A 23298-nucleotide genomic window follows, 5' to 3' on the forward strand; every position below is an offset into this window, starting at 1 on the left:
TCCTCAACCTCCAGCAGCTGGAGATCGCCGAGGAGGAAGGCGGCCTGCTCCTGCTGAGCAGCGCCAGCTTCCAGTGCCACAACACCAGCTTCCACTAAGCCACGGGCGGCGCACCTGACCGCACCAGCACCGAAAGGAGGTGAACACCATGTCCATCCTCAACCTCCAGCAGCTGGAGATCGCCGAGGAGGAAGGCGGCCTGCTCCTGCTGAGCAGCGCCAGCTTCCAGTGCCACAACACCAGCTTCCACTGAACCACGGGCTACGCACCGGTTCGGCTGTTGCGGTGACGATCCGTTCGCGGATCAGAACGGTCTGCGGGGCAGTGCCCCGCAGACCGTTCCGTCGTGTTCCGCCGTACTGCCCTTCCACCGGGTTCGGGCCCGCATCCACCCAACCGGCGGCGGATGGGTTCCGCCGCCCCCGCACCCGGTCACCCGGGCGGTCCTAGTGGCGCTGCCCACCGGGGCAGCCGGAGCCCCACGCGGTGGTGGTGAAGCAGCCGTGGCCCCGGTCGGCGCCTTCGCGGTGCGGGCTCGAACCCTCCGTCGACGCGTTCGCGGCCGCGACCGCCGTCGTGTCAGCCGTCGTGTCAGCCGTCGTGGTCGCGCTCGCGCCCGTGCTCGCGGCGGCCGTCCAGACCAGGCCCGCGGCGGCCAGCACCACCATTCCCCGTACGGTCTTGTTGATCACGACAACTCCTTTGCGACGTAGGACGGGTGAGGGACGGGGCTCCGGCCGGTCACGCCGTTCCCCCTGGTGCTCCCGACTCTGCCAGCCGCGGGATGACAGCGGCAGACCCGTAAGGGATCATCTGTGTGCCATGCACCTTTAGGAGGCAAGCACATGGACACGGGCTGGGACGCGGGCTTGGACGCGGGCATGCCCGAGGTCGACCACGCGGCGATCGTGCTGTACCGGTGGATGCTCGTACACGGCGGACTCTCACCGTCGGCCGTGGCGAGGGCCGCCGCCGAGACCGGTCTGACGGAGGAGGAGTGCCGCACCGCGGTCGGCTCGCTCACCGAGACCTGTCTCGTACAGGCCGACGGCGAGGGCTGGCAGGCCGTCAGCCCGCAGGCGGCGGGGGCGCGGCTGCTGTCCGAACCGGAGGCCGCACTGCGCGCACAGGAGGAACTGCTGCGGGCGCGCAGGGACGAGCTCCAACGACGACGTGACGCGCTCACCGGCCTCGTCCCGGTCTACCTCCAGGCGCGCCAGCACTCCTTCCCCCAGGGCACGATCGACCACCTGCCCGACCAGTTCGCGGTACGCGCGCTCCTCACGGACGTCATCGACAGCTGTCGCACCGAAGTGCTCGTGTCCAAGCACGGCGGTTCCTTCCCGGAAGCCGCGCTGCGCGAGGCGCTGCCGCGAGACCTGGCGCTGCTGGAGCGGGGCATCCGGATGTGCAGCCTCTACCAGCACGCCACCCGTTTCGACCCGGCGACACGGGCCCACGCGGAGCGCCTGGTCGAAGCGGGCGCGGAGATCCGGACGCTGCCCGAGGCACTCCCCCAGATGATCATCGTCGACAGGGAGCTGGGCTTCCTGCCGTCCCGGTCCGGCGGGGCGCTGCTGATCCGGGAGCCGGACCTGCTCGGCTACCTCCTGGACGTCTTCCACCGGGACTGGGAGTACGCGACGCCGTTCGCGACGGGCCCGCAGGCGGCGCACGACATCTCGGAGACGGTCAAGGAGAGCATCCTGACGCTCCTGGCGAAGGGCTTGAAGGACGACTCGATCGCACGACGCCTGGGCATATCGCTGCGGACCTGTCGCCGCCACGTCGCGGAGCTGCTGATCGCGCTGGGCGCGCACAGCCGCTTCCAGGCCGGGGTGATAGCCCAGCAGCAGGGTCTCGCGGGGGCGCGCGGGCCGGTGCGGGAGCGGACGGCGCCGGCGCCGGGCCCGGCCTCCGCCCCGGAGCGGGGGGCGGCGCGTCCTGCGGATCCGAGGACCGGGCCGCCGGACGGTCCGCCCGGGTGCGTCGGCTGCGGTGCACCGCTCCCGGTGGCCGTGGGCCGCCGGTCGGCCCCGGGCCGGCCGGCCCTGCACTGCTCGGCCGCCTGCCGGGCGCGGGCCTACCGGGCCCGCCGCAAGCCGGGCGCCGCGGGCGGCGGACGCGTCAGCGGCGCGTGACGAAACACGGCCCTGTCACGAAATGAGGGGGACGCGGGGGTCAGGGGCGGGTGCGGCTGAGGGTGTCGTCGAGCCAGTCGTAGATGCGGGCGTTGGCATGGCGCGTGGCACCGGGGTGGCAGTGGGCGCCGGCGCCTTCCTCGGCGGTGAAGAGCATGAGGGTCTTGGGGCAGGTGAGGTGTGCGTAGAGCTGTTCGGGCTGGCCCTTGAAGAACTCGTCCTCCGAGGCGTCGCAGACGAGGGTGGGGCACTGGATCTTTTCGGCGATCCCGTCGGCGAGGGTGTAGTCGAGGTAGGAGGCGTTGAAGGCGCGGGGGGTGTCGACGCCCATGACGTACATGCCGTGGTTGAGGGCCCAGCGGGCGATCGGGTCCTCGGCCATGATCCGTTCGAGGGCGGCGTCGAGTTCCGGGGCGGAGTCGGCGCGCAGGAGGCGTTCGGCTTCCTGCCGGCTGCCGGGAATGTTGCGGACGGACGTCTGGCCGAGGTCGTAGAGGCCGTCGACGGCTATGAGTGCGGCGAGCCGGTGTTCGAACGCGGCGGCGCGGGGGGCGAGGACTCCGCCCATGCTGAGGCCGAGGAGGGCGATGCGGGTGTGGTCGACCTCCGGGAGGGTTTCGGCGTAGTCGATCACGGGGGTGATGACGTTCTCCCAGTCGGGGCGGAAGACGAGGCCCTGGTGGTGGCGGGGGCCGGGCATGCCGGGGCCGTCGAAGACGAGCACGGTGTAGCCGCGTTCGACGGCGGCCAGGGCGCCGAAGAAGTGCATCTCCTCGGCGGTTCCGTCGAAGCCGTTGTGCATGATCAGCGTCGGGCGGGGGGCGCCCGAGTCGTCGGGGCGGTAGAGGTAGCCGGGCAGCGTGGTGTTCTCGTAGGGGATCCGGACGGGCTCGATGCGCGGGGTGGTGTAGAGGGCGGCGGCGGCCCTGAAGCACTCGACGGAGCGGTCGTAGGCGTGGTCGTGGCGGGGGTCGCAGTCCTTGCCGTGGAGGAAGAACTCGGCGGAGCGGTAGTAGTTCGAGGCCCGGAGGAAGGCGTCGCGGGCGCTGATCCGGTGGCCGGCCGCGAGGGCCTTCTCGGCTTGTGAGGCGACGCGGTCGGCGGTGGCGGACCAGTGGGTGTACCAGCTGTCGTAGTCGCCTTCGGTGATGCGCGCGGCGGTGGAGACGACCTCGCCGAAGTCGGCGCCGCCGTAGGCGATGTGGCTCATCGAGCGCAGGGTCTCGTACCAGAACTGGGTGTCGTCCGGGAACAGCAGCTGCTTCATGGCGGGCTCCTTCGACCGAATCGCAAGCACAGATTTGTGCTTGCGGGGTCGACTGTAGGGGCTCGATGGAGTGGAAGCAAATATCTGTGCTTACGATGGGGGTGTGACTCAGAAGCAAGCGGGCCCGCGCATCCGCAGGAGCCCCGAACAGGTCCGCGCGGCCGTCCACCAAGCGGTCGTCGACCTCCTCTCGTCCCCGGACGGCGAGGAGCTCAACATCCCCGCGATCGCAGGGCGCGCCGGCGTCAACCACACCAGCGTCTACCGGCGTTGGGGCAGCCTCGACGCGCTGCTGGCCGACACGGTCACCACCCGCCTGGAGCGGGACTCGCCGCTGAACGACACCGGCTCCCTGCGCGGCGACCTCATCGCCTGGGCCGAAGCCAGCGTCGCGAGCATGCGCACGTCCGAGGGGCGGGCCCTCGTGCGGGCCGTCATCCTGTCCATGCCGAGCGGCCCCCGGGCCCAGGCCGAGCGCGCCCGGCACTTCCGGCGCCGCATGCACTCCATCGAGCGGATCCGCGAGCGGGCCACGGCCCGGGGTGAGCACCCGCCCCCGCTGGAGGAGATCCTCGACCAGCTGATCGCGCCCTTCTACATCCGGGCGGTCTTCGGCATCGACCTGCCGGACTCCGGCTACCCGCAGCTCCTGGTCAATCGGCTCCTCGGGGGCGGGAGCGGTGCGGACCCGGTCTGAGGAGCGGGGGTACCTCTCCTTTCGCATCCTTTCGCACGGCCGCCGCCGCGTCGGGCGCGGCGGCGGTGCGCAAGGTCCCCGCGGATCTCGCGCACCCGGATCCGGCAGCGGGCCGAGGCGCTCACGGCCGGGCGGAACCCGCGTGCAGGGGTGCGGGGTCGGGGTGGGCCCGGCCGGTGGCTCCGACTGCGGCCGGAGTGCCGAACCAGCGGCCGGCGGCCTGCTCGAACGCCTCGCGGTCGGGGTGACGGTCACCCGCCCAGGCGACCACGCCGTCGGGCCGCACCAGCACGGCGCCCGAGCCGAGGTCGTTCCCCGTGGTCCCGGCCGCGTACCGTATCCGGCCCTCCCAGGCGGCGGCCGGGGCGTACAGGCGCCGGTCGGCGCTGAAGTCGAGCACGACGCCGCGTCCGTCCGCCATGAGGCCGCCCAGGCGGGTGCCGTCCTCCAGGCGGAAGTCGGGGGCGCTGCGGCCGACCAGCGGATGCTCGCCGCCCAGGTCGTAGCGGATCCACGAGCCCGACAGCTTCCCGAACACGTAGGTCGCTCCGTCACGGGTCCCGATGAGGTCGCGGACCACCGCCTGGATCGCCTGGGCGTACGGTTCCGGCCTCATGGTCGCCACCTGGGCGCGCGACCAGTCGAGCACCGCGGCACCGATCGGGTGGCGCTCGTCCGTGTAGGTGTCGAGGAGTCCGTCGGGTGCGTGGCCGTGCACGGTCGCGGCGAGCTTCCATCCCAGGTTCGCGGCGTCGCCGATGCCGGTGTTCATCCCCTGGCCGCCGAGGGGCGAGTGGATGTGGGCGGCGTCGCCCGCGAGCAGGACGCGTCCGCGCCGGTAGGCCGTCGTCTGCATCGCCCGATCGGTGAAGCTCGAGGCGACGTGGACCGCGCCGATCGTCACGTCGACGCCGGACACGCGGCGCAGAACCGCCTGGAGGTGGTCGCGGGTCGGCGGCCGTGAACGGTCGAACGCACCGCCGTCGAAGTCCATCACGGCGATGTGGCCGTCGGCGGGCATCCGGAGGTACATGCCCGCCGGTGTCAGGTGGAAGCCGGGGCGCAGCTGCTCGGCGTCGGCGAGCGTGGCCTGCATGGTGTAGCCGGTGAACTGCGGTTCGGTGCCGACGAACTCGAAGCCCGCGAGCCTGCGCACCGTGCTGCGCCCGCCGTCGCAGCCGACCAGCCAGCGCGCCTCGTACGCCTCCGCTCCGGCGGTCGCGACCACGCCCTCGCCGTTCTGGGAGACGGCCGAGACGGTGACGCCGCGCCTGATGTCCACGCCGAGCTCGGACGCCCGCTCCGACAGCACCGTCTCGACCGCTTCGAGGTCCGTCACCACGGCTTCGGGCACCTGGCCGGGAAGCCGGAAGGGGAGGGCGGCGAAGTCGACCTGATCCCCGTCGAGCATCATGCCGGCGAAGTGGCCGACGAAGCGGGGCCGGGTCGGCGCACCCGCTTCGGGGGCCGCGGCACCGAACACCTCCTGAACGCCCGACGCCGCCAGCAGCGGTCCCAGCAGCCCGCGCCGGTCGAACACCTCGGCCGAGGCGGCGGACAGCCCACGCCGCCCGAGCGGGGCCGACCGTAACGGGGAGCCGGGCCCCGACTCCCGTTCGAGCACCAGTACGGAACAGCCCGCGAGGCCGAGCTCGCAGGCGAGGAGCAGACCCACCGGACCGGCTCCCACGATCACCACGTCATGCACGAGAGATCCCCTCTTCGGATTCCACGCCGGGCGGGTACCCGGCGGGACCCCTCGAACGGTGCCGGACTCGACCGACATCGCACCGACAGCCCCGACAGACGACCGACGGGCAGCCGGCCGTCACGTACGGGCGCACGGCCGGAGCCGGTTCGTGCGGGGCGTGCCCGGGGGTGCCGGGGAACCTAGAGGTGTCGTGGCGACGGTCTGCGGGGTGTCCGGGGTGTGGGATCGGGCGATGTGCGGTGCGGGGTCGTCAGCATGCACTGCGCGGCGGACAAGACCCTGTTCGAGAGCCCTCGCCTGCACCGCGCGCTGCAGATGGTCGAGGACAGCGCCCATCTCGTCGTCGCGGCGTTCCTCGTACTGCTCGCCGGGGTCCTGACCGTCGGGGTCGTCGAAGCCGTCGTCGAGGCCGTCCGGGGTCCGTACAGCGAGCAGGCGGTCGTGGTGTCCACCCTGGACCACTGCCTGGTGCTGTTCATCGTGGCCGAGCTGCTGCACACCGTGCGGCTGGCGATCATGAACCATGTGCTGGACGCCGAGCCGTTCCTGGTGGTCGGGCTCGTCGCCTGCATCCGCAAGCTGCTGACCGTGACGGCCGGCAGCGACGTCTCCTTCGACTGGCACAAGAAGGGGGCCGAGCTGCCGACCCCGGCCGCGGTGATCTGCGGGTCGATGCCGAACACCCCGCCGGCTCCCGTGACGAGGTTCATGCTGGCGAACAGGTAGAGCTGGTCCGACACCGCGCGCAGGTTGGGCGGGGTCCGGGTCGTGCCGACGGCGTTGCGGACGGCCTGCTTCGCCGTGAGCACGGCAAGGAAGAATTCAGCCGCCCGCGCGGCGACGGGGCGTCAAGGTGCTTAATCCGTGGGGACGATCCGGTGGTTTTCGGTTACCTTCACATGATCTAGATCATGTGTTCGCAACCGCCGCTCCTTCCGCCACTGAAAGGCTCCCTTTCCGGTGTTCTCCCACGTGCGTCAACCTGTCATAGCCGCCATAGCGGTCACCTCGCTCTGCGCCGTCGGCGCTTACGCGGCTGCTGACGACGGGACCCGCACCTCGTCCGCGGCCGGTCCGGCGGCGCCTGTGCAGCCCCTGCCGTCGGCGTCCGCGACGGCGTCCCCCTCGGCGTCCGCGTCGGCGTCGGCTTCCGCTTCCGCGTCTCCCTCCGGGTCTCCCTCCGCGCCGGCCGCGCCGTCGACTTCGGCCTCCGGCCCGGCCGGCGACTCCCCGTACCCGAACGCCGCCGCGATCCTGGCGAAGGACGGCATCAAGCTCCTGCGCGGGGACGGCGGAATCACGCTCACCGAGTGCGGGGGCAGCACCGCCCAGGTCCGTGTCTACACGTACGAGGACGCCTCCGTTAAGCGGAAGCCCATCTACTGCTTCAGCACCGCCGGGCAGACCGGACGGGTCGCCTTCGAGCTGGACCGGGTGTTCGCCCTCGACGCCGGCAAGCACTCCGTGAGCGCGAAGCTCACCTCGGGCGGCACCACCTCGGCCCTCCAGGTCGGCAAGAACAGCTACGCGAACGTGACCGCGGACCCCCTGGCCGCCACGGGCCGGGTCGTCGTCGAGCTCAGCGTGACCGGCTGATCCTTCCGCACGGCCGTCCGGGTCCTCCGGTCCTCCGGCTTCCCGGCCGTGCGCCCAGCCCCGTCACGCAGCCACTCCGCACCGAAGGTCCCAGACCCGTGATCAAGCGCACCGCGCACCTCAGCCTTTCCCTGCTCGCAGGCACCGCCCTGCTGGCCCTCGGCATCACGCCGGCCGCCGCGGCACCGCAGCCCTCGCCGCCGCTCGTCCGCATCATGCCGCTCGGCGACTCCATCACCCAGGGCGTCAACAGCTCCGGGGGTGCCGGGTACCGGCTGCCCCTGTGGAACCTCATATCGGGGCAGTCGCGCTACCTCCCCGACTTCGTCGGCAACACCTCCGGCGGCAACGTGGCGGACCCCGACCACGAGGGCCACAGCGGATGGAGGATCGAGCAGGTCCGTGCGAGCGTCGCCCAGTGGCAGTCCGCCGCCATCCCGGACGTGGTCCTGCTCCACCTGGGCATCAACGACCTGCGCCAGCCGGAGACCGACCCGGTCGCCGCGGCGAACCAGCTGTCCGCGCTCGTCGACTCCATCCAGGCGCGCAAACCGGGCGTCACCGTCATCGTCCAGGGTCTGCTGACCGACACCGTGGGCCAGGAGCAGCGGGCGAGCAGCTTCAACGCGGTCATCCGCGCCCAGGACGCCTCCCGCCGGGCGGCCGGCCAGCACTTCCGCTACGTGGAGCCGCCCAAGCTGGACGTGGCGACGGAACTGACCGACAACCTGCACCCCAGCGACGCCGGCTACGTCAAGATGGCCCGTGTCTACGCCGACGCCATCGAGCAGGCCGTCACCGACGGCTGGACGCAGCACGCTCCCGCGCCCCGGGCCGGCAACGAGGCCGGCGGCGCGGCCCGCGTGCGCTGGGCCGACTGGGACGGCGACGGCCGCCCCGACCAGATCCTCGTCGCCGACGGCGGCCAGATCGACGTCAAGCTGAACCGCGGCGGCAACTCCCGCGGCGGCTGGCAGAGCATCGGCCGCGTCGCCAGCGGCCTCACGACCGACCGCACGCGGGTCCGGTTCGCCGACTGGGACGGGGACGGAAAGGCCGACTACATCCTCGTCAACGCCAACGGCAGCCTCGTCGTCTACCTCAACCGCGGCGGTGACGTCGGCGGCGGCTGGGCGGGCGGCGGTCAGGTGGCCGCGGGCACCACGGCCAACCAGGACCAGGTCCGCTTCGCCGACTTCGACGGTGACGGAAGGGCCGACTACACCACGATCTCCGACAGCGGCGCCGTCACCGTCTACGCCAACCGCGGCGGCGACACGGGCGGCGGCTGGCAGTTCCTGGGGCAGGTGGCCAGCGGTCTGACGAACGACCGGTCGCGGGTCCGGCTCGCGGACTGGGACGGCGACGGCCGGGCCGACTACACCCGCATAGCCGCCAGTGGCGCCGTCGACGTCTACCTGAACCGGGGCGGCGACCAGCACGGCGGCTGGGGATCCCTCGGACAGGTGGCGACCGGTCTGACCACGACGCAGAGCAAGGTGCAGTTCGCCGACTTCGACGGGGACAGCCACGCCGACTACGTCCTGTCGGGAACGGGTGACAGCGCCGTGGTGTACCTGTTCAACGGCGGCGACACGGGCGGCGGCTGGACCTCCCTCGGCACCGTCGTCTGACGCACCGCCGAGCGCGGCCGCGTACCGGGCCCGTCCTGCCGACGGCGGGCCCGGTCGGCCGGGGACCGTGTCGTCCGCCGGCCGCGGTCAGGGGCGGAAGGAGCCGGCCAGGGCGCCGGGTTCGGGTGCGGGGGCCGACCCGCCGCATCAGCCGGTGGGCCGGGAAGGGCCCGTCGCGCGCCATCGCGAACACGAGGCGCGCGCAGGCCGTCAGGGCGACGACCCCGGCGCCGAAGCACGCGAACGTGATGGCGACCGGCGGCACCCGCTCCATGACCGGACCGAGCTGGTCGCGCAGGATGGCGGCGATTCCGCGCGAGGTGAGGTTGCCGGTGTCCCCGTCGCCGGTGACCGGCACCGCGATGGCCAGCGCGATCGACACCACCACGACGAGGGCCGCTTCGAGCGCCACGGCCGCCGTGTTGACGGCGCCGACGAGGCGGGTGGAGGCGACGGCCGGCACGGTCTGGGCGAGCAGCGCCCGGGCGGCGCCCGCTTCAGCTCCTGCCGGTAGCCTCCGGGTTCGACGGAGTCGCTGCCGTCCGCGCCGTTCCCGCGGGCTCCGCCACGCCGGCCACCTCGTCTCGCGTCGGCCGCTCGGGTTCCGCGGGCAGCGGCGGGGCGGACCGGCGGTCTGCCGGGGCGTCGCGGATGGTGCGGCGACGGCGTGCGTGCGTGTGGCGGAGAGGGCAGGATTCGAACCTGCGTGGATCCCCAAGGAACCCGAACGGCCAGTGGCCGGTCCCCGATCAACCGCTCCGGGCACCTCTCCCTCGTGACCGGGCCGGTCTTTCACCCGGTCACGGGAACCAGCATGCGGCGCGGGTGCTGACCGCGCGCTGACGCGTCCCGCGGGCGGGGGCGGTGCGCCGGGGAGAAATCCGGCTGACCACCGGCACGCGGTGCAGCAGAATCGGCGCCATGACGGACATGGGGGGATTCCGGGACGCGGTCGGCGGGTGGGCTGCGGGCGGGGGCGGTGCGGTGGCGCGGGAGCTGGCCGCCGGTGCGGGGGTGCGGGCCGTGGTGCTGGTGGAGGGGCCCAGTGATCTCGCCGCGCTGGAGACCCTCGCCGGGCGCCTCGGGCGGGCCCTGGCCGCCGAGGGGGTCTGCGTGCTGTCCATGGGCGGGGCGATGAACGTCGGGCGCTACGCCGAGCTGATGGGCCCGCCGGGGCTGGGGCTGCGGATCACCGGGCTGTGCGACGAGCAGGAGCGGCCCTTCTACGACCGTGCGCTGGACCGGGTCGGGGCGCCCGGGCAGGGGGTGTTCGTGTGCGTGAAGGACCTGGAGGAGGAGCTGATCCGGGCGCTGGGCGTGCCGAAGGTGGAGGAGATCGTGGAGGCCGAGGGCGACCTCGTGCCGTGGCGGACCTTCACGCGCCAGCCCGCGCAGCGGGGCCGGAGCCCGCAGGACCGGATGCGGCGGTTCCTCGGGACGAAGAAGGGCAGGAAGATCCGCTACGGGCACCTGCTGGCCGGGTCCCTCGACCCCGGCCGGGTGCCCGCTCCCCTGGACGCCCTGCTCGCCTGCCTGTAGTCCCTAGTCCACCCGTAGGGCCGCCAGGCGCTGTTCGAAGGGGACGAGGGTGGCGGCGGACGACGCGGGGAGGGAGGTGATCGCGCCGGTGAGGGAGCGGGGGGCGGCCGTCGCGGCGCGGGTGTCCGCGTCCGGGGTGCCCGTGGCGGGGGCCATGGAGCGGGCCAGTTCCCCGCCCGCGCGGGCGATGCGCCGGTCCAGGCCCTCTTCGCCCCAGTCCTCCGAGGCGGCGTAGACGGCGGTGGGGGCGACGAGGGCGCGCAGGTGGGTGAAGAGGGGGCGCAGGGCGTGTTCGGTGACCAGGGAGTGCCGGGCGGTGCCGCCGGTCGCGCCGAGGAGCACGGGGGTGCCAGTGAGGGCGTCCTTGTCGATGACGTCGAAGAAGGACTTGAACAGGCCGCTGTAGGAGGCGGCGAAGACCGGTGTCACGGCGATCAGGCCGTCAGCGGCCGCCACCGCGTCGAGGGCGGCGGCCAGGCGGGCGGACGGGAAGCCCGTGACGAAGTGCCGGGCGATCTCCGTGGCGAGGTCCCGCAGTTCGATCACCTCGGTTTCGGCGTCCCGGTGGGCGAGGGCCGCGTCGGTGAGGGTCGCGGCCGTCAGGCGGTCGGCGAGGAGACGGGTCGAGGAGGGCGAGCCCAGGCCCGCCGATACGACGACGAGTTTCATGCGCGCGCCTCCTGCGCGGTGGTGGCGGCGTCGGTACGGGCGGTGGCCGCCGCGACGCGGGCCGCGTGCGTGGGGGCGTCCGGTACGCCGGCGGGGCGGAGGTTCGCGAACTCCTTGCGCAGGACCGGTACGACCTCCTCGCCGAGCAGGTCGAGCTGTTCCAGGACGGTCTTCAGGGGCAGGCCCGCGTGGTCGATCAGGAAGAGCTGGCGCTGGTAGTCGCCGGCGTAGTCCCGGAAGGAGAGCGTGCGCTCGATGACCTGCTGCGGCGAGCCGACGGTGAGGGGCGTCTGGGAGGTGAACTCCTCCAGGGAGGGGCCGTGGCCGTAGACGGGCGCGTTGTCGAAGTACGGGCGGAACTCGCGGACGGCGTCCTGGGAGTTCCGGCGCATGAAGACCTGGCCGCCGAGTCCGACGACGGCCTGCTCCGGGGTGCCGTGCCCGTAGTGGGCGTAGCGCTCGCGGTAGAGCTCGACCATCTGCCGGGTGTGGGAGGCGGGCCAGAAGATGTTGTTGTGGAAGAAGCCGTCTCCGTAGTAGGCGGCCTGCTCGGCGATCTCGGGCGAGCGGATGGAGCCGTGCCAGACGAAGGGGGCGACGCCGTCGAGGGGGCGGGGGGTGGAGGTGAAGGACTGGAGGGGGGTGCGGAACTTGCCCTTCCAGGTGACCACGTCCTCGTCCCACAGGCGGCGCAGCAGCGCGTAGTTCTCGATGGCGAGGTCGATGCCGTCGCGGATGTCCTTGCCGAACCAGGGGTAGACCGGGCCGGTGTTGCCGCGGCCCGTCATGAGGTCGACGCGGCCGTCGGCGACGTGCTGGAGCATCGCGAAGTCCTCGGCGATCTTCACCGGGTCGTTGGTGGTGATCAGCGTCGTGGAGGTGGAGAGGATCAGCTTCTCGGTGCGCGCGGCGATGTAGCCGAGCATCGTCGTCGGCGAGGAGGGGACGAACGGCGGGTTGTGGTGCTCGCCGGTGGCGAAGACGTCGAGGCCGACCTCCTCGGCCTTCTGCGCGATGGCGAGCACGGCCTTGATGCGGTCGTGCTCGCCGGGCGCGCGTCCGGTCGTCGGGTCGGTGGTGACGTCGCCGACGGTGAAGATCCCGAACTGCATGGCTCCCCTTCCGAGGTTGTTTAGGATTAAACTATACCTGGCAACGGAGGGCGGGATCGGGGTATTCCCACACCGCGGGGTCCGCGTCCGGCGGGGCCGCGGGCCCGGCGGCGGGGACGGCGGTAGGGTGCGGGCCGTGTCCGGGTATCAGCGTGATCTCGTCGGCTACGGGGCCGAACCCCCGCACGCGCGGTGGCCCGGCGGGGCCCGGGTCGCCGTGAGCCTCGTACTGAACTACGAGGAGGGCGCCGAGCGCAGCGTCCTGGAGGGGGACTCCGGCTCCGAGGGGTACCTGCACGAGATCGTGGGGGCGCCGCCCGTGGAGGGCGGGAGGGACCTGAACGCCGAGTCGATGTTCGCCTACGGAGCGCGGGCCGGCTTCTGGCGGGTGCACCGGACGGTCGCCGCGCACGGGGTGCCGCTCACGGTCTTCGCGGCCGGCCGGGCCCTGGAGCGCAACCCGGAGGCGGCGCGGGCCATGGGGGCCGCCGGGTGGGAGGTGGCGGGCCACGGATGGCGGTGGATCGACCACCGGGACGTCCCCGAGGAGGCCGAGCGGGCCGACATCGCGCGGACGGTCGCGACGATCGAACGGCTCGTGGGACGCCGGCCGGTCGGGTGGTACACCGGGCGGACCAGCTCCCGCACGCGGCGGCTGGTCGGGGAGGAGGGCGGGTTCCTGTACGACTCCGACGACTACTCCGACGACCTGCCGTTCTACGTGGAGGCGGGCGGGCGGCGGCAGCTCGTGGTGCCGTACGCGCTCGACGCCAACGACTTCAAGTTCCTCATCGTGCACGGGTTCACGACCGCCGACGACATGCTCGCGTACCTCGTCGACACCTACGGCGCGCTGCACGCGGAGGGGGCCGAGCGGCCGCGGATGATGAGCGTCGGCCTGCACGGCCGGATCATCGGCCGGCCCGGCCGCATCCGCGCGCTCGACGGTTTCCTGCGGCACGTCGCCCAGCTCGGCGGCGGGTGGGTCACCACGCGGGAGCAGATCGCGCGGCACTGGCTCTCCGCGCACCCGCCCGGGGATCAGTAGGTCCGCAGGACCTGGTCCGGGACGGCGAACGCGGTGGCGCAGGACGGGCAGGCCGCCCGGCCGAAGAGGTACGTCAGCCCCCGGGCGACGTCCTCGTGGCCCGCCCGCTTGGCCGCGGCGTGCAGGCGGGCGGGGAGCGGGTCGAGGGCGTGCGGGTCGGCCGGGAGGAGGGGCGCCGTCGCGGGGTCGCCGGTGAGGGGGTCGCCGTCCGCGCAGAAGGCGCCGTCGGGGCCGAAGGCGATGGTGAGGTCCGAGGCGCAGGCGGGGCACTCGATCTCGTATTCCTGCTCGAACAGGCCCTCCAGGCGGCTCGCGCTCCAGTCCCGTTCGCCCTCGAAGGCCAGGACGCACTGCAGGAGGTAGACGAAGGCCGGGGCGTCGTTGACCGCGGCGTCCAGCAGGCGGCGGGCGACCGGGAGGAGGGCGGCGAGCTCGCCGGCGTAGCGGGCGGTGCGCTCCGCGTCCGCCGCCGAGGCGATGAGCCCCGCCATCAGGACGGCGTCGAGCGGTGCGCCCGGGGCGCGGCCGGTGGCGATGGCCGCCAGGTGCGGGAGGGCGGGGAAGCTGTCGTCGTAGACGGCCCCTTGGTGGCACAGGTCGTCCCAGAGCTCGCTCCAGACCCGGCCGTCCTGCTCACCGCCGAGGCGGGCGAACGCGGCGGGCAGGTCTTCGGACGGGCGCACGGTCATGGAGGGGATTCTTCCGGATGGTGGCCCGGCGGCGGGAAGGGGGGCCCGCCCCGCGGAGGAGGAGGCACGGGAGGGGGCGCCGGTCCTCGCGCCGCCCCCTCCCGCGCGGATCCCGCCGTCGTCCGTCAGCCGAACTGGCCGGCCCGGTACGCGCCGTCGGACGGGCGCCGGGCGATGACGTTCAGCCGGTTGACCATGTTCATGAAGGAGATCAGCAGGGCGAGGGCGGTGAGCTGCTCCTCGTCGTAGTGCCGGGCGGCCTCCGCCCAGGCCTCGTCGCCGACGCCCTCGGCGGCGTCCGCGATCCGGGTGCCCTCCTCCGCCAGCCGGAGCGCGGCGCGCTCGGGCTCGGTGAAGACCGTCGCCTCGCGCCAGGCGGCGACCAGGTGGGTCCGTACGGCCGTCTCGCCCGCGGCGGCGGCCTCCTTGGTGTGGATGTCGATGCAGACCGCGCAGCCGTTGAGCTGGCTCACGCGCAGCGCCACGAGCTCCTGCGTGGCGGCCGGCAGGGGCGATTCCTTGACGGCCCTGCCGGCCGCGGTGACGTGCTTGAGGGCCTTGCCGGCGGTGGCGCTGGTGAAGTAGTCGAGCCGTGCGTCCATGGTGTGCCGCTCCTTCGCGGTGGTCCGTTGGCGGATACGGCCTTCAGACAGCGCGGCGCGGCGTTCTGTGACAGGGGGCGGGGTGTGACCTGCGTCTCGTCCGGGCGTGCGGGAAGGCCGGCGCCCGGGGCGGGGCGCCGGCCTTCGCGGGCGGACTGGGACGGGTCAGGCGGCGGACCGGGGGGCGGGGGCGGGGGCCGGCTGGGGTTCGGGGGCGGGGGCCGGGGCGGGCCGGGGTTCGGGGGTGGGGGCGGGCTTCTCGTCGCGCATGACCACGGCGGCCAGGAGGGCGGCGGCGAGGATGCCGGCCGCGCTGAGGGTGAAGGTGGTGCCCATCGCGGAGGTGAAGGCCTCGCGGGCGGCGCGGACCAGGCCGGGGTCGCCGTGGGCGGAGGCCAGGGCGCCGGCGAGGGAGTGCCGTGCCTCGGCGGGGGCTCCGGCCGGCATCCTCGCGGCGTAGCCGCTGGTGAGCAGGGAGCCGAGGATGGCGATGCCGAGGGCGGTGCCGGCCTGCTGGATCGTGTCGTTGAGGGCCGATCCGACACCCGCCCGCTCCTCGGGGATGGTGCCCATCAGGGCGCCCACCGCGGCGGGCATGGCCAGGCCGGCGCCCAGGCCGAGGAGGCCGAGGGCGACCGCCGGGACGGTGAAGCCGGTGTCGGCGGAGACGGTGGTCAGCAGGGCGAACGAGGAGGCCATCACCAGCATGCCGGCCAGGACCAGCGGGCGGTTGCCGATCCGGGCGGCGAGGCCGGCCCCGGCTCCGTTGCCGACGAGGGCGGCGACGGCCAGCGGGACGAAGGCGAGGCCGGCCTTGAGGGGCGAGTAGCCGAGGACGAACTGCAGGTACTGGGTGAGGACCAGGAGCAGGCCGCCGTTGCCGATCTGGACGAGGGTCAGGGAGAGCGAGCCGCCGCTGAAGTTGCGGTGCCGGAAGAGGACGAGCGGGACCATCGGGGAGTCGGTGGTGTTCTCCCAGAGCACGAAGCCGACGAGGGCGACGACGGCGACGGCCAGGGTGAGGGCGGAGCGGCCGCCGACGGCGCCGTGCTGCGGGATCTCGATGATCCACCAGACCAGGGCGGTCATCCCGGTGGCGGAGAGGACGGCGCCCAGCGGATCGGGCTTCTGCCAGGGGCCCTTGGACTCCGGCATCAGGGTCAGGGCGGCGACGACGGCGAGGACGACGACGGGCACGTTGATCAGGAAGATCGAGTGCCAGGAGAACCGGTCGATCAGGACGCCGCCGAGGACGGGGCTGCCGACCAGGCCGAGCATCGAGACGGAGCCCCAGGCGGCCATGGCCCGGGGGCGCTCCTCCTCGTCGAAGACGGTGATGAGGAGGGAGAGGGTCGAGGGCATGATCAGCGCCCCGCCGACGCCCATGGCGACGCGTACGGCGATCACTTCGGCGGGATCGGCGGCGAAGGTCGCGGCGAGCGAGGCGGCGCCGAAGAGCACCAGGCCGATCAGCATGACCCGGCGGCGGCCGAAGCGGTCGCCGAGGCTGCCGGAGGTGAGCAGGAGGCCGGCGAACACCAGGATGTAGGAGTCGAGGATCCACTGGGTGTCCTGGGCGCTCGCGCCGAGGTCGGCGGTCATGGACGGGACCGCGACGGTCAGGGCCATGGAGTCGACGACCAGGACCAGCGTGCTGAGGCACAGCACGACCAGGATCCACCAGCGGCGTGGGTTGCGGGTTTCCATGGGTGGTTCCCTCTCGGCTTCGTCGGCGGTGCCGGCGCCCCGTGGTGCGTACGGCGTTGCTTGATGCGCACACTGTACGCGCCATGGAACGCTGTACGCAAGATGCTTCCGCCGTACGCAGACCGCCCCCCGGCTCGGACGGGCCGGGGGCGGGAGGCGGTGGGCGGTGGGCGGTGAGGGCGGGTCAGACGGTCGCGAGGAAGGCGCGGACGGCGTCGGCGAAGCCCTCGGGGTCGGCCTGTTGGACGAAGTGGTCGGTGTCCAGCGGGCGGTAGGAGGTGCCGGGCCGGCGGGCGACCATGGCCTCGGCCTGGGCGGCGGGGAGGACCTGGCTGCGCAGGCCGTGGACCAGGAGGGCGGGGCAGTCGGTGGCGAGCCACTGCTTCCAGTGGTCCCCGTGGACGAGCGTCTCGGAGTCGACCGTGTCCCGGGGGTGGAACGGAAGCCGCCAGCCGGAGCCGTCGGGCAGCGGGCGCAGGACGGGGCCGAGGACGGCGGCGAGGGGGCCGCAGGCGGCGGCGAGCCCCTCGCGGGTGGGCGCCGTGTAGGGGAAGTCCAGGACGAAGGCCAGGGGGCTGACGCCGCGGTCGGGCAGGTCGACGGCGGTGTCGACGTTGACCAGCGCCTCGACCAGCTCCGGCCGTTCGGCGGCCAGGTGGCAGGCGTTGACCGCACCGAGGGAGTGGCCGAGGAGGACCGCGCGGTCGATGCCGAGGTGGCCGAGGAGCGCGAGGAGGTCGGCGACGTAGCCGGCGCGGGTGTACTCGGGGGCGCGGTCGGAGTCCCCGTGGCCGCGCTGGTCAGGGGCGATCACCCGCCACTCGGGGCCGAGGGCGGCGGCCAGGGCCGCGAAGGAGGCGCCTTCGGAGAGGTGTCCGTGGAGGGCGACGAGGGGGCGGCCGGTGCCGCCGAAGTCCAGGTAGGAGAGGGCGCGGCCGTCGACGTCCAGGGTGGCGCGGGTGGGCTGGGCGGTGGCGGTCATGTCGGAGCTCCCTCGGTCCGGGCGGGTGGCGGGCTTGCCGAGATCGACTATACGCATGTCTATGACGGTTGTTCAATACGTCTGTTCAGTACGCTTGTTCAGTACGTTTGTTCCATACGGCTGTACAGATCGGAGCCGGGGGCGTCCGAGGGGCCGGATCCGGCCGTCCCGCCCCGTGGGCTCCGGGGAGCCGCCACCCCGCCGCCACTCCACCGCGACCGGTTCGCGAGCGGGACGCGAGGGGATCCCGAGCGGGCCCCCCGATGCTCGTCCAGCAGGGCTGGACGACGTGGGGAGACGGAATGGGTCACTGTCAGCAGAGCGGCCGCGACATCCTCGACCCGCATCTCGGCCGCTATGCCGCGCGCACCGCGGGCATGACGGCCTCGGAGATCCGGGCGCTGTTCGCGGTCGCCAGCAGGCCCGAGGTGGTCTCGCTGGCCGGGGGGATGCCCCACCTGGCCGCGCTGCCGCTGGAGGCCCTCGCGGCGCAGGCCGCGCAGCTCATCGCCGAGGACGGTCTGACGGCCCTCCAGTACGCCTCCGCCCACGGGCTCCCGCAGCTGCGGGAGCAGATCTGCGAGGTGATGGCGCTGGAGGGGGTCACCGGCCACCCCGACGAGGTCGTGGTGACGGTCGGCTCGCAGATGGGCCTCGACCTGGTGGCCCGGCTGTTCTGCGACCCGGGGGACGTGGTGCTGGCCGAGGGCCCGTCGTACGTCGGCGCGCTGGGCTCCTTCGCCGCCTACCAGGCGGAGGTCGTGCACGTCCCGGTGGACGACCGCGGGCTGGTGCCGGAGGGGCTGCGGGCGGCGCTGCGGCAGGCGCGGAACGCCGGGCGGCGGGTCAAGCTGCTCTACACGATCCCGAACTTCCACAACCCGTCCGGGGTGACGCTGGCCGTCGAACGGCGGGCGGAGGTCCTGGAGATCTGCCGCGCGTACGGCGTGCTGGTGCTGGAGGACAACCCGTACGGGCTGCTCGGCTTCGACGGACGGACCTATCCGGCGCTGCACTCCCTGGACCCGGAGAACGTGGTCTACCTGGGCTCGTTCTCGAAGACGTTCGCCGCCGGCCTGCGGGTCGGCTGGGTGCTCGCGCCGCACGCCGTGCGGGAGAAGCTGGTGCTGGCCGCCGAGTCGGCCACGCTCTGCCCGCCCACGCTGAACCAGATGATCGTGTCCCGCTACCTGGCCACGCAGGACTGGCGGGGCCAGATCACGACGCTCCGGGAGGTCTACCGCGAGCGCCGCGACGCGATGCTCGACGCGCTGGAGGAGTACCTGCCGGGGTGCGGCTGGACCGAGCCGGCCGGCGGGTTCTACGTGTGGGTCAAGGTGCCGGAGGGCGTGGACACGAGGGCGATGCTGCCGCGCGCGGTGGCCGCGCGGGTGGCGTACGCGTCGGGCACGGGCTTCTACACGAACGGGCTCGGCAGCCGCCGGATGCGGCTGTCCTACTGCTACCCCACCCCGGAGCGGATCCGCGAGGGCGTCCGCCGGCTGGCCTCGGTGCTGGACTCCGAACCGGCCCTCGCGCACGCCTCCGCCGGTGCGGGCCCCCAGCGGGCGGCGCTGCGGACGCTCGCGCCGGAAGCGGTCTGAGCGGTGCGGGACGCCGCGGGGCAACGAGACGAAGGGACACGACGACGGTGAACAGCACCTGGTTCCGGCGCTACACCGCGCCTGCGGGGAACGGGCTGCGGCTCGTGTGCTTCCCGCACGCGGGCGGCTCGGCGACGGCGTACAAGGCCCTGGCGCACGCGCTGCCCGCGGATCTCGACGTGGTGTCCGTACAGTACCCGGGACGCCAGGACCGGTTCGGGGAGGCGCCGTTCACGGACCTGGAACGGCTGGTCGACGCGGTGTCGGGGGAACTGGCCGGCGCTCTGGCCGCGGACCCCGGACGGCCGTACGCCCTGTTCGGCCACAGCATGGGCGCGCTCGTCGCGTACGAGACGGCCCGCCGCCTGGACCGGGCCGGACTCCCCGCGCCCCGGCGGCTGTTCCTCTCCGGCCGGGGCACGCCGGACAACCCGTCCGGCGCCCACTACCGGTACTACGGGGACGCCGACGTGCTGGCCGACGTTCGCGGGCTGAGCGGCACCGACCAGACGCTCCTCGACAACCCCGAGATCCTGGAGATGGTGCTGCCGGCGCTGCGCGCGGACTACCGGGCCGTCGGCACGTACGCCTGGAGCGGGGGCGGGCCGCTGTCGGTGCCGGTGACCGCGCTGGTCGGGGACCGCGACCCGGTGGTGACGGTCGCCGAGGCCCGGGCCTGGCGGGAGCACACCACGGGCGGATTCGCCCTGGAGGTCTTCCCCGGCGGCCACTTCTACCTCGACGACCAGCCGGAGCGGATCGCCGCGGCCGTCACCGGGGGGCTGCTCGCCCCGGCCGCCGCCCCCTGAGCGCGGCGGCGCCCGGCCGGGCCGCGGGATCCGCCGGATCCCGCGGCCCGGCCGCTGTGCGTCAGAGGACGGCGCCGTCCCTCGTCCTCCTGCGCAGGCTCGGCCTGCTGGACCGGGCGAGGTCCTTCCACATGTCGGACAGGCCGGTGACAGTGCGCGCCGCGAACAGCCTGCGGATGGACACCTCCTGGTTCAGCTCCGCCCGGATCAGCCCGACCAGCCGGATCGCCCGCAGGGAGTTGCCGCCGAGGTCGAAGAAGTCGTCGTCGATGCCGACCCGGTCCAGCTCCAGCACCTCGGCGAACGCCGCGGCCAGGACCCGTTCGGTGTCGTTGCGCGGGGCCCGGTACGTCCCGCCCCCGTCCGCGGGCTCGGGCAGCGCGGCCCGGTCCAGCCTCCCGTCCCCGGCCACCGGCAGCCGGTCCAGCACGGTGAACACCGACGGGACGAGGGATTCCGGCAGCCATCCGGCGGCGAAGCGGCGCAGCTCCTCGCCCGACACGGTCCGGCCGGCCGCCGGGACCACGTAGGCCACCAGCCGCTGCTGCCCGGAGCCGTCCTCGCGGACGGCCGCCGCGGACCGCGCCAGCGCGGTGTGCTCGCAGAGCACCTCCTCGATCTCGGCCAGCTCGACCCGGACGCCCCGCACCTCGGCCCGGGTGCCGGGCCCGCCCACGTAGGCCAGGAGGCCGTCGCCGCCCCGGCGCACCCGGTCCCCGGTGCGGTACATGAGCCCGCCGGGCGGCCCGAACGGGCAGGGCACGAAGCGCTCGGCGGTCAGCCCGGGCCGCCCGGGGTAGCCGCGCGCCACACCGGGTCCGGCCACGTACAGCTCGCCGACCACGCCGGCGGGGACCGGCGCCAGTCCGGGCCCCAGGACGTAGAGGGCGGCGCCGTCCGCCGGGCGGCCGAGCGCGCCCGCGTGGCGCACGGGTTCGTCCGCGGCCAGGACGTGGGCGGCGGCGAACACGGCCGTCTCCACCGGGCCGTGGACGTGGACGACGGTCAGGTCGGGGCAGGCCTCCCGGACCCGGCGCAGCGCGGCCGCGGGCACGCGCTCCCCGCCGGTCCACACCTCGCGCAGCCCGGCGAGGCGTTCGGGGCGGTCGGCGGCGACCGCCGAGAACAGGCCTGCGGGCAGCCACACCGTGGAGACCGCGTCCGTCTCCCGCGCGCCGTCGAGCACCTCGGTGAGCACGTCGGCGTCGAGCTCGCCGGGGGGCGCCACGACCACCCGGCCGCCGTTCAGCAGGGGCGCCCAGAGTTCGAGGGCGAGGGTGGCGCAGGTGTGGGGCGCGTGCCACAGGACGGTGCCGCTGCCGCCGCGCGGGCGGCTGCCCCGGACGAAGCGCGCCATGTTCCGGTGCGTGACGGCCACCTCGGCCCCGTCGGCCGCCCCGGAGCCGGACAGTACGGCCAGCAGGCCGTCCGGGTGCGGCGGGAGCGCGGGCCGCGGGGCGGCGCCGTCGGCGGTCTCCGCCAGGAGGTCTTCGAGGACGAGGACCTCGGTGTCCGGGCCGGCGGGGAGCCGCGTGGCCGCACCGGTGAGGAGCGCGCGCACCGGTGCGCCGACGGCCCGCGCCGCGAGCCGCTCGGCCGGGTCCGCCGGGTCGAGGGGCAGGTAGGCCGCGCCGGCCTTCACCACGCCCAGGAGGGCGACGGCCAGGTCCGCCGAGCGCGGCAGGGCCACGGCGACGACCGTCTCGGGGCCGATGCGCCGACGCCGCAGGGCCTCGGCCAGGCGGGCGGCGCGGGCGTCCAGTTCGCGGGAGGAGAGCGCCAGGTCGCCGGAGACCAGCGCGATGCCGTCGGGGTCCTGCTCCACCCGGCGGGCGAACAGCTCCGCAACGGTGACGTCCGCATCCGGGGCGTCCGCATCCGGGGCGTCCGTGTCGGCGGGCACCTCCAGGACGCGGTCGCGCTCGGCGCCCTCCCGTACGTCCAGCGCGCCGACCGGCCGCTCGGGGTCGGCGACCGCGGCGCGGACGTGGGCGATCAGCTCCTCGCCGATGAAGCGCAGTTCCGCGCGGTGGTACAGGCCCGCGGGCGCGTCGAGGCGGACGTACAGGTCGCTGTCGGCGCTGCCGTCGGTGTAGACGCCGATCGACAGCTCCTCGAAGGTGCCCGTGGTCGCGCCGGAGTAGCGGGCCGGGCTGTCGCCGAAGTGGAGCTGCTCGGCGAACTCGACGACGTTCACGACGGCGCCGAAGCTGCCGCGACCGCTGAGGACGGTTCCGCTCGCGCGCTGGATGTCCGAGTAGTGGCAGGCGGTGTGGTCGAAGATCTCGTACGTCTCCTCGGCGAGCGCGTCGGCGACCTCGGCGAAGGTCGCGCCGAGGGGGACAGCCGCCCGTACCGGGACCACGTTGACGGCCAGGCCGGGCGTCCTGCTCGCGACGCCGACCCGGTTGCCGACGGCCAGCGAGAAGAGGAACTCCGGGCGGTCGCAGCGGTGCCGCAGGAAGACGGCGGCGGCCGCGGTCAGCAGCTGCGACTTCCACACGCCCATGGAGCGGGCGGCCTCGGTCCAGGCGTCCGCCTCGGCGCGCGGGACGGTCAGCGTCCGGCTCACCATGCCGATGGTCTCGGCCACCTCCGACCAGCGGTCGGCGCTGCCGAGGGGCTCGGAGAGCGCGGTGCGCTGCGCGTCGGAGAGGGCGACGCGCGGGACCTGCGCGGGGGCGGGGGCGTCCTTGAGGTAGTCCCGCCAGAACTCCGTGTCCTCGGTGAAGCGCGGGGAGGCGAGGTACTCCACCGCCTCGGCCGCGAAGGAGGCGGCGTCCCACGGGTGCTCCGGCTCGGGTACCGGCTCCCCGCGCACCAGGGCCGTGTACACCTCGGCGAGGCGGCGCGACAGCAGGCCGCCCGCGCCGAACCCGTCCGAGACGAGGTGGTGGTAGGCGATCACGAGCAGGGAGCGGGACGGGCCGAGCCGGACCACGCCGAGCCGGAACAGGAGGTCCCGCGCCAGGTCGAAGGGCCGGCGCACGAGGTCTGCCAGGGCCTCGCGCGCCGCGCGCTCGGGATCGGGCTCGTCGCCGAGGTCGAGGAAGAACGGCTGCCAGTCCCCCAGTTCCCGGGGGACCAGCCGCAGTCCGCCGCCCTCGTCGACGAAGTTGACGCGCAGCACCTCCGCCTCGCCCATCACGTGCAGGAACGCGGATGCGATGGCCTTCCCGTCCAGCTCACCGTCCACGTCCCACATGGTCAGCGCGTGGTTGGGCGTGTCGGGCGCCATCTCCTGCGCCCGCCACATCCCTTCATGCGCGGACGACACACCGAACGAAGGCACACAGATCAACCCCTCAGCAGACAGGCCCGGGAATCGGCGGAACTCGCAGATCACCCCCACCTTCGGGGAAGCCCGACGGCGGTTCAAGACACCCGGGCGCCGGCCGGGGCGGGACGGGCGTCCGCGCCGCCGGGGGTCAGCGCGGTCCGGCCTGGACCAGCGAGGCGGCGATGTGGCCGGCGATCCGTCGCGGCGAGGG

Annotated in this window: 21 protein-coding genes and 1 tRNA gene; 10 read left to right on the forward strand and 12 right to left on the reverse strand. The window is 73.9% G+C overall.

Features of this window, described 5'->3' with window-relative positions; genetic code table 11:
• The first annotated feature begins 148 nt into the window (after positions 1-148).
• Complete coding sequence (locus ACIRBY_RS37775) at positions 149-253, forward strand: class III lanthipeptide (protein WP_403909687.1); 105 nt, start codon at positions 149-151, stop codon at positions 251-253.
• Positions 254-446: 193 nt separating this feature from the next.
• Here the strand turns inward: ACIRBY_RS37775 and ACIRBY_RS37780 are convergent, their stop codons facing one another.
• Positions 447-692, reverse strand: coding sequence for a hypothetical protein (locus tag ACIRBY_RS37780; protein WP_403909690.1), 246 nt, complete (start codon positions 690-692; stop codon positions 447-449).
• Positions 693-845: 153 nt separating this feature from the next.
• On the opposite strand from ACIRBY_RS37780, the gene ACIRBY_RS37785 reads away from it, so the two are divergent.
• Positions 846-2141: a LuxR C-terminal-related transcriptional regulator gene (locus tag ACIRBY_RS37785; protein ID WP_403909693.1), complete on the forward strand. Its 1296-nt coding sequence runs from the start codon at positions 846-848 to the stop codon at positions 2139-2141.
• A gap of 40 nt (positions 2142-2181) precedes the next feature.
• Here the strand turns inward: ACIRBY_RS37785 and ACIRBY_RS37790 are convergent, their stop codons facing one another.
• On the reverse strand, positions 2182-3408 hold the full coding sequence (locus ACIRBY_RS37790; protein WP_403909696.1) for an alpha/beta fold hydrolase: 1227 nt from the start codon (positions 3406-3408) through the stop codon (positions 2182-2184).
• 103 nt (positions 3409-3511) lie between these two features.
• On the opposite strand from ACIRBY_RS37790, the gene ACIRBY_RS37795 reads away from it, so the two are divergent.
• Positions 3512-4105 carry a TetR-like C-terminal domain-containing protein gene (locus ACIRBY_RS37795; RefSeq protein ID WP_403909699.1) on the forward strand — a complete coding sequence of 198 codons (594 nt, stop codon included), beginning with the start codon at positions 3512-3514 and terminating at the stop codon, positions 4103-4105.
• A 121-nt stretch (positions 4106-4226) separates the two neighbouring features.
• Here ACIRBY_RS37795 and ACIRBY_RS37800 read toward each other — a convergent pair whose 3' ends face one another.
• Positions 4227-5813 (reverse strand): FAD-dependent oxidoreductase, encoded by a 1587-nt coding sequence (locus ACIRBY_RS37800; protein WP_403909702.1) that lies wholly within the window; start codon positions 5811-5813, stop codon positions 4227-4229.
• Positions 5814-6035: 222 nt separating this feature from the next.
• Here ACIRBY_RS37800 and ACIRBY_RS37805 point away from each other — a divergent pair, with 222 nt between their 5' ends.
• The 3 genes from ACIRBY_RS37805 (at position 6036) to ACIRBY_RS37815 (ending at position 9046) form a co-directional block, all read left to right on the forward strand.
• Positions 6036-6542: a phosphate-starvation-inducible PsiE family protein gene (locus ACIRBY_RS37805; RefSeq protein WP_403909705.1), complete on the forward strand. Its 507-nt coding sequence runs from the start codon at positions 6036-6038 to the stop codon at positions 6540-6542.
• Positions 6543-6788: 246 nt separating this feature from the next.
• Entirely contained in the window at positions 6789-7412 is a 624-nt protein-coding gene (locus ACIRBY_RS37810; protein WP_403909708.1) for a hypothetical protein, read from the forward strand.
• A gap of 98 nt (positions 7413-7510) precedes the next feature.
• The gene (locus ACIRBY_RS37815) at positions 7511-9046 is read left to right on the forward strand and encodes an FG-GAP-like repeat-containing protein (protein ID WP_403909710.1); all 1536 of its coding nucleotides are present in this window, start codon (positions 7511-7513) and stop codon (positions 9044-9046) included.
• Here the strand turns inward: ACIRBY_RS37815 and ACIRBY_RS37820 are convergent.
• Complete coding sequence (locus ACIRBY_RS37820) at positions 8994-9509, reverse strand: amino acid permease (RefSeq protein ID WP_403909712.1); 516 nt, start codon at positions 9507-9509, stop codon at positions 8994-8996. The two genes, ACIRBY_RS37815 and ACIRBY_RS37820, sit on opposite strands and share 53 nt — an antisense overlap.
• Before the next feature lie 215 nt (positions 9510-9724).
• Positions 9725-9818: transfer RNA gene (locus tag ACIRBY_RS37825), tRNA-Ser, on the reverse strand.
• 149 nt (positions 9819-9967) lie between these two features.
• Between ACIRBY_RS37825 and ACIRBY_RS37830 the strand changes: the two genes are divergently transcribed.
• Entirely contained in the window at positions 9968-10585 is a 618-nt protein-coding gene (locus ACIRBY_RS37830) for a TOPRIM nucleotidyl transferase/hydrolase domain-containing protein (RefSeq protein ID WP_403909715.1), read from the forward strand.
• A 3-nt stretch (positions 10586-10588) separates the two neighbouring features.
• Here ACIRBY_RS37830 and ACIRBY_RS37835 read toward each other — a convergent pair whose 3' ends face one another.
• Together ACIRBY_RS37835 and ACIRBY_RS37840 are read right to left on the reverse strand one after the other, a co-directional pair.
• On the reverse strand, positions 10589-11254 hold the full coding sequence (locus tag ACIRBY_RS37835) for a CE1759 family FMN reductase (protein ID WP_403909718.1): 666 nt from the start codon (positions 11252-11254) through the stop codon (positions 10589-10591).
• Positions 11251-12366: an LLM class flavin-dependent oxidoreductase gene (locus ACIRBY_RS37840; protein WP_403909721.1), complete on the reverse strand. Its 1116-nt coding sequence runs from the start codon at positions 12364-12366 to the stop codon at positions 11251-11253. The genes ACIRBY_RS37835 and ACIRBY_RS37840 overlap by 4 nt, the downstream gene beginning before the upstream one ends.
• 136 nt (positions 12367-12502) lie before the next feature.
• Here ACIRBY_RS37840 and puuE point away from each other — a divergent pair, with 136 nt between their 5' ends.
• On the forward strand, positions 12503-13414 hold the full coding sequence (puuE, locus tag ACIRBY_RS37845; RefSeq protein WP_403909724.1) for an allantoinase PuuE: 912 nt from the start codon (positions 12503-12505) through the stop codon (positions 13412-13414).
• On the opposite strand, the gene ACIRBY_RS37850 is transcribed toward puuE, so the two are convergent.
• From ACIRBY_RS37850 to ACIRBY_RS37865, 4 genes are all read right to left on the reverse strand, one after another.
• Positions 13408-14103: a hypothetical protein gene (locus ACIRBY_RS37850; RefSeq protein ID WP_403909727.1), complete on the reverse strand. Its 696-nt coding sequence runs from the start codon at positions 14101-14103 to the stop codon at positions 13408-13410. The genes puuE and ACIRBY_RS37850 overlap by 7 nt on opposite strands.
• Before the next feature lie 125 nt (positions 14104-14228).
• Entirely contained in the window at positions 14229-14705 is a 477-nt protein-coding gene (locus tag ACIRBY_RS37855; protein WP_403909729.1) for a carboxymuconolactone decarboxylase family protein, read from the reverse strand.
• A 165-nt stretch (positions 14706-14870) separates the two neighbouring features.
• On the reverse strand, positions 14871-16412 hold the full coding sequence (locus tag ACIRBY_RS37860; protein WP_403909732.1) for an MFS transporter: 1542 nt from the start codon (positions 16410-16412) through the stop codon (positions 14871-14873).
• A 184-nt stretch (positions 16413-16596) separates the two neighbouring features.
• Complete coding sequence (locus ACIRBY_RS37865) at positions 16597-17451, reverse strand: alpha/beta fold hydrolase (protein WP_403909735.1); 855 nt, start codon at positions 17449-17451, stop codon at positions 16597-16599.
• Between the two features lie 245 nt (positions 17452-17696).
• Between ACIRBY_RS37865 and ACIRBY_RS37870 the strand changes: the two genes are divergently transcribed.
• Positions 17697-18998: a PLP-dependent aminotransferase family protein gene (locus ACIRBY_RS37870; protein ID WP_403909738.1), complete on the forward strand. Its 1302-nt coding sequence runs from the start codon at positions 17697-17699 to the stop codon at positions 18996-18998.
• A 47-nt stretch (positions 18999-19045) separates the two neighbouring features.
• A complete protein-coding gene (locus ACIRBY_RS37875) occupies positions 19046-19807 on the forward strand; it encodes a thioesterase II family protein (RefSeq protein WP_403909741.1) in 762 nt (253 codons plus the stop codon).
• 61 nt (positions 19808-19868) lie between these two features.
• On the opposite strand, the gene ACIRBY_RS37880 is transcribed toward ACIRBY_RS37875, so the two are convergent.
• Entirely contained in the window at positions 19869-23159 is a 3291-nt protein-coding gene (locus ACIRBY_RS37880; protein ID WP_403909743.1) for an AMP-binding protein, read from the reverse strand.
• Between the last annotated feature and the right edge of the window lie 139 nt (positions 23160-23298).

This window comes from Streptomyces sp. NPDC096136, from assembly GCF_044763325.1.
Lineage (GTDB): Bacteria > Actinomycetota > Actinomycetes > Streptomycetales > Streptomycetaceae > Streptomyces.

Coding starts and splice junctions, on each gene's coding strand:
- ACIRBY_RS37775 (WP_403909687.1), top strand. CDS start 149: ATGTCCATCCTCAACCTCCAGCAGCTGGAGATCGCCGAGGAGGAAGGC.
- ACIRBY_RS37785 (WP_403909693.1), top strand. CDS start 846: ATGGACACGGGCTGGGACGCGGGCTTGGACGCGGGCATGCCCGAGGTC.
- ACIRBY_RS37790 (WP_403909696.1), bottom strand. CDS start 3,408: ATGAAGCAGCTGCTGTTCCCGGACGACACCCAGTTCTGGTACGAGACC.
- ACIRBY_RS37830 (WP_403909715.1), top strand. CDS start 9,968: ATGACGGACATGGGGGGATTCCGGGACGCGGTCGGCGGGTGGGCTGCG.
- ACIRBY_RS37835 (WP_403909718.1), bottom strand. CDS start 11,254: ATGAAACTCGTCGTCGTATCGGCGGGCCTGGGCTCGCCCTCCTCGACC.
- ACIRBY_RS37840 (WP_403909721.1), bottom strand. CDS start 12,366: ATGCAGTTCGGGATCTTCACCGTCGGCGACGTCACCACCGACCCGACG.
- ACIRBY_RS37850 (WP_403909727.1), bottom strand. CDS start 14,103: ATGACCGTGCGCCCGTCCGAAGACCTGCCCGCCGCGTTCGCCCGCCTC.
- ACIRBY_RS37855 (WP_403909729.1), bottom strand. CDS start 14,705: ATGGACGCACGGCTCGACTACTTCACCAGCGCCACCGCCGGCAAGGCC.
- ACIRBY_RS37860 (WP_403909732.1), bottom strand. CDS start 16,412: ATGGAAACCCGCAACCCACGCCGCTGGTGGATCCTGGTCGTGCTGTGC.
- ACIRBY_RS37865 (WP_403909735.1), bottom strand. CDS start 17,451: ATGCGTATAGTCGATCTCGGCAAGCCCGCCACCCGCCCGGACCGAGGG.
- ACIRBY_RS37870 (WP_403909738.1), top strand. CDS start 17,697: ATGGGTCACTGTCAGCAGAGCGGCCGCGACATCCTCGACCCGCATCTC.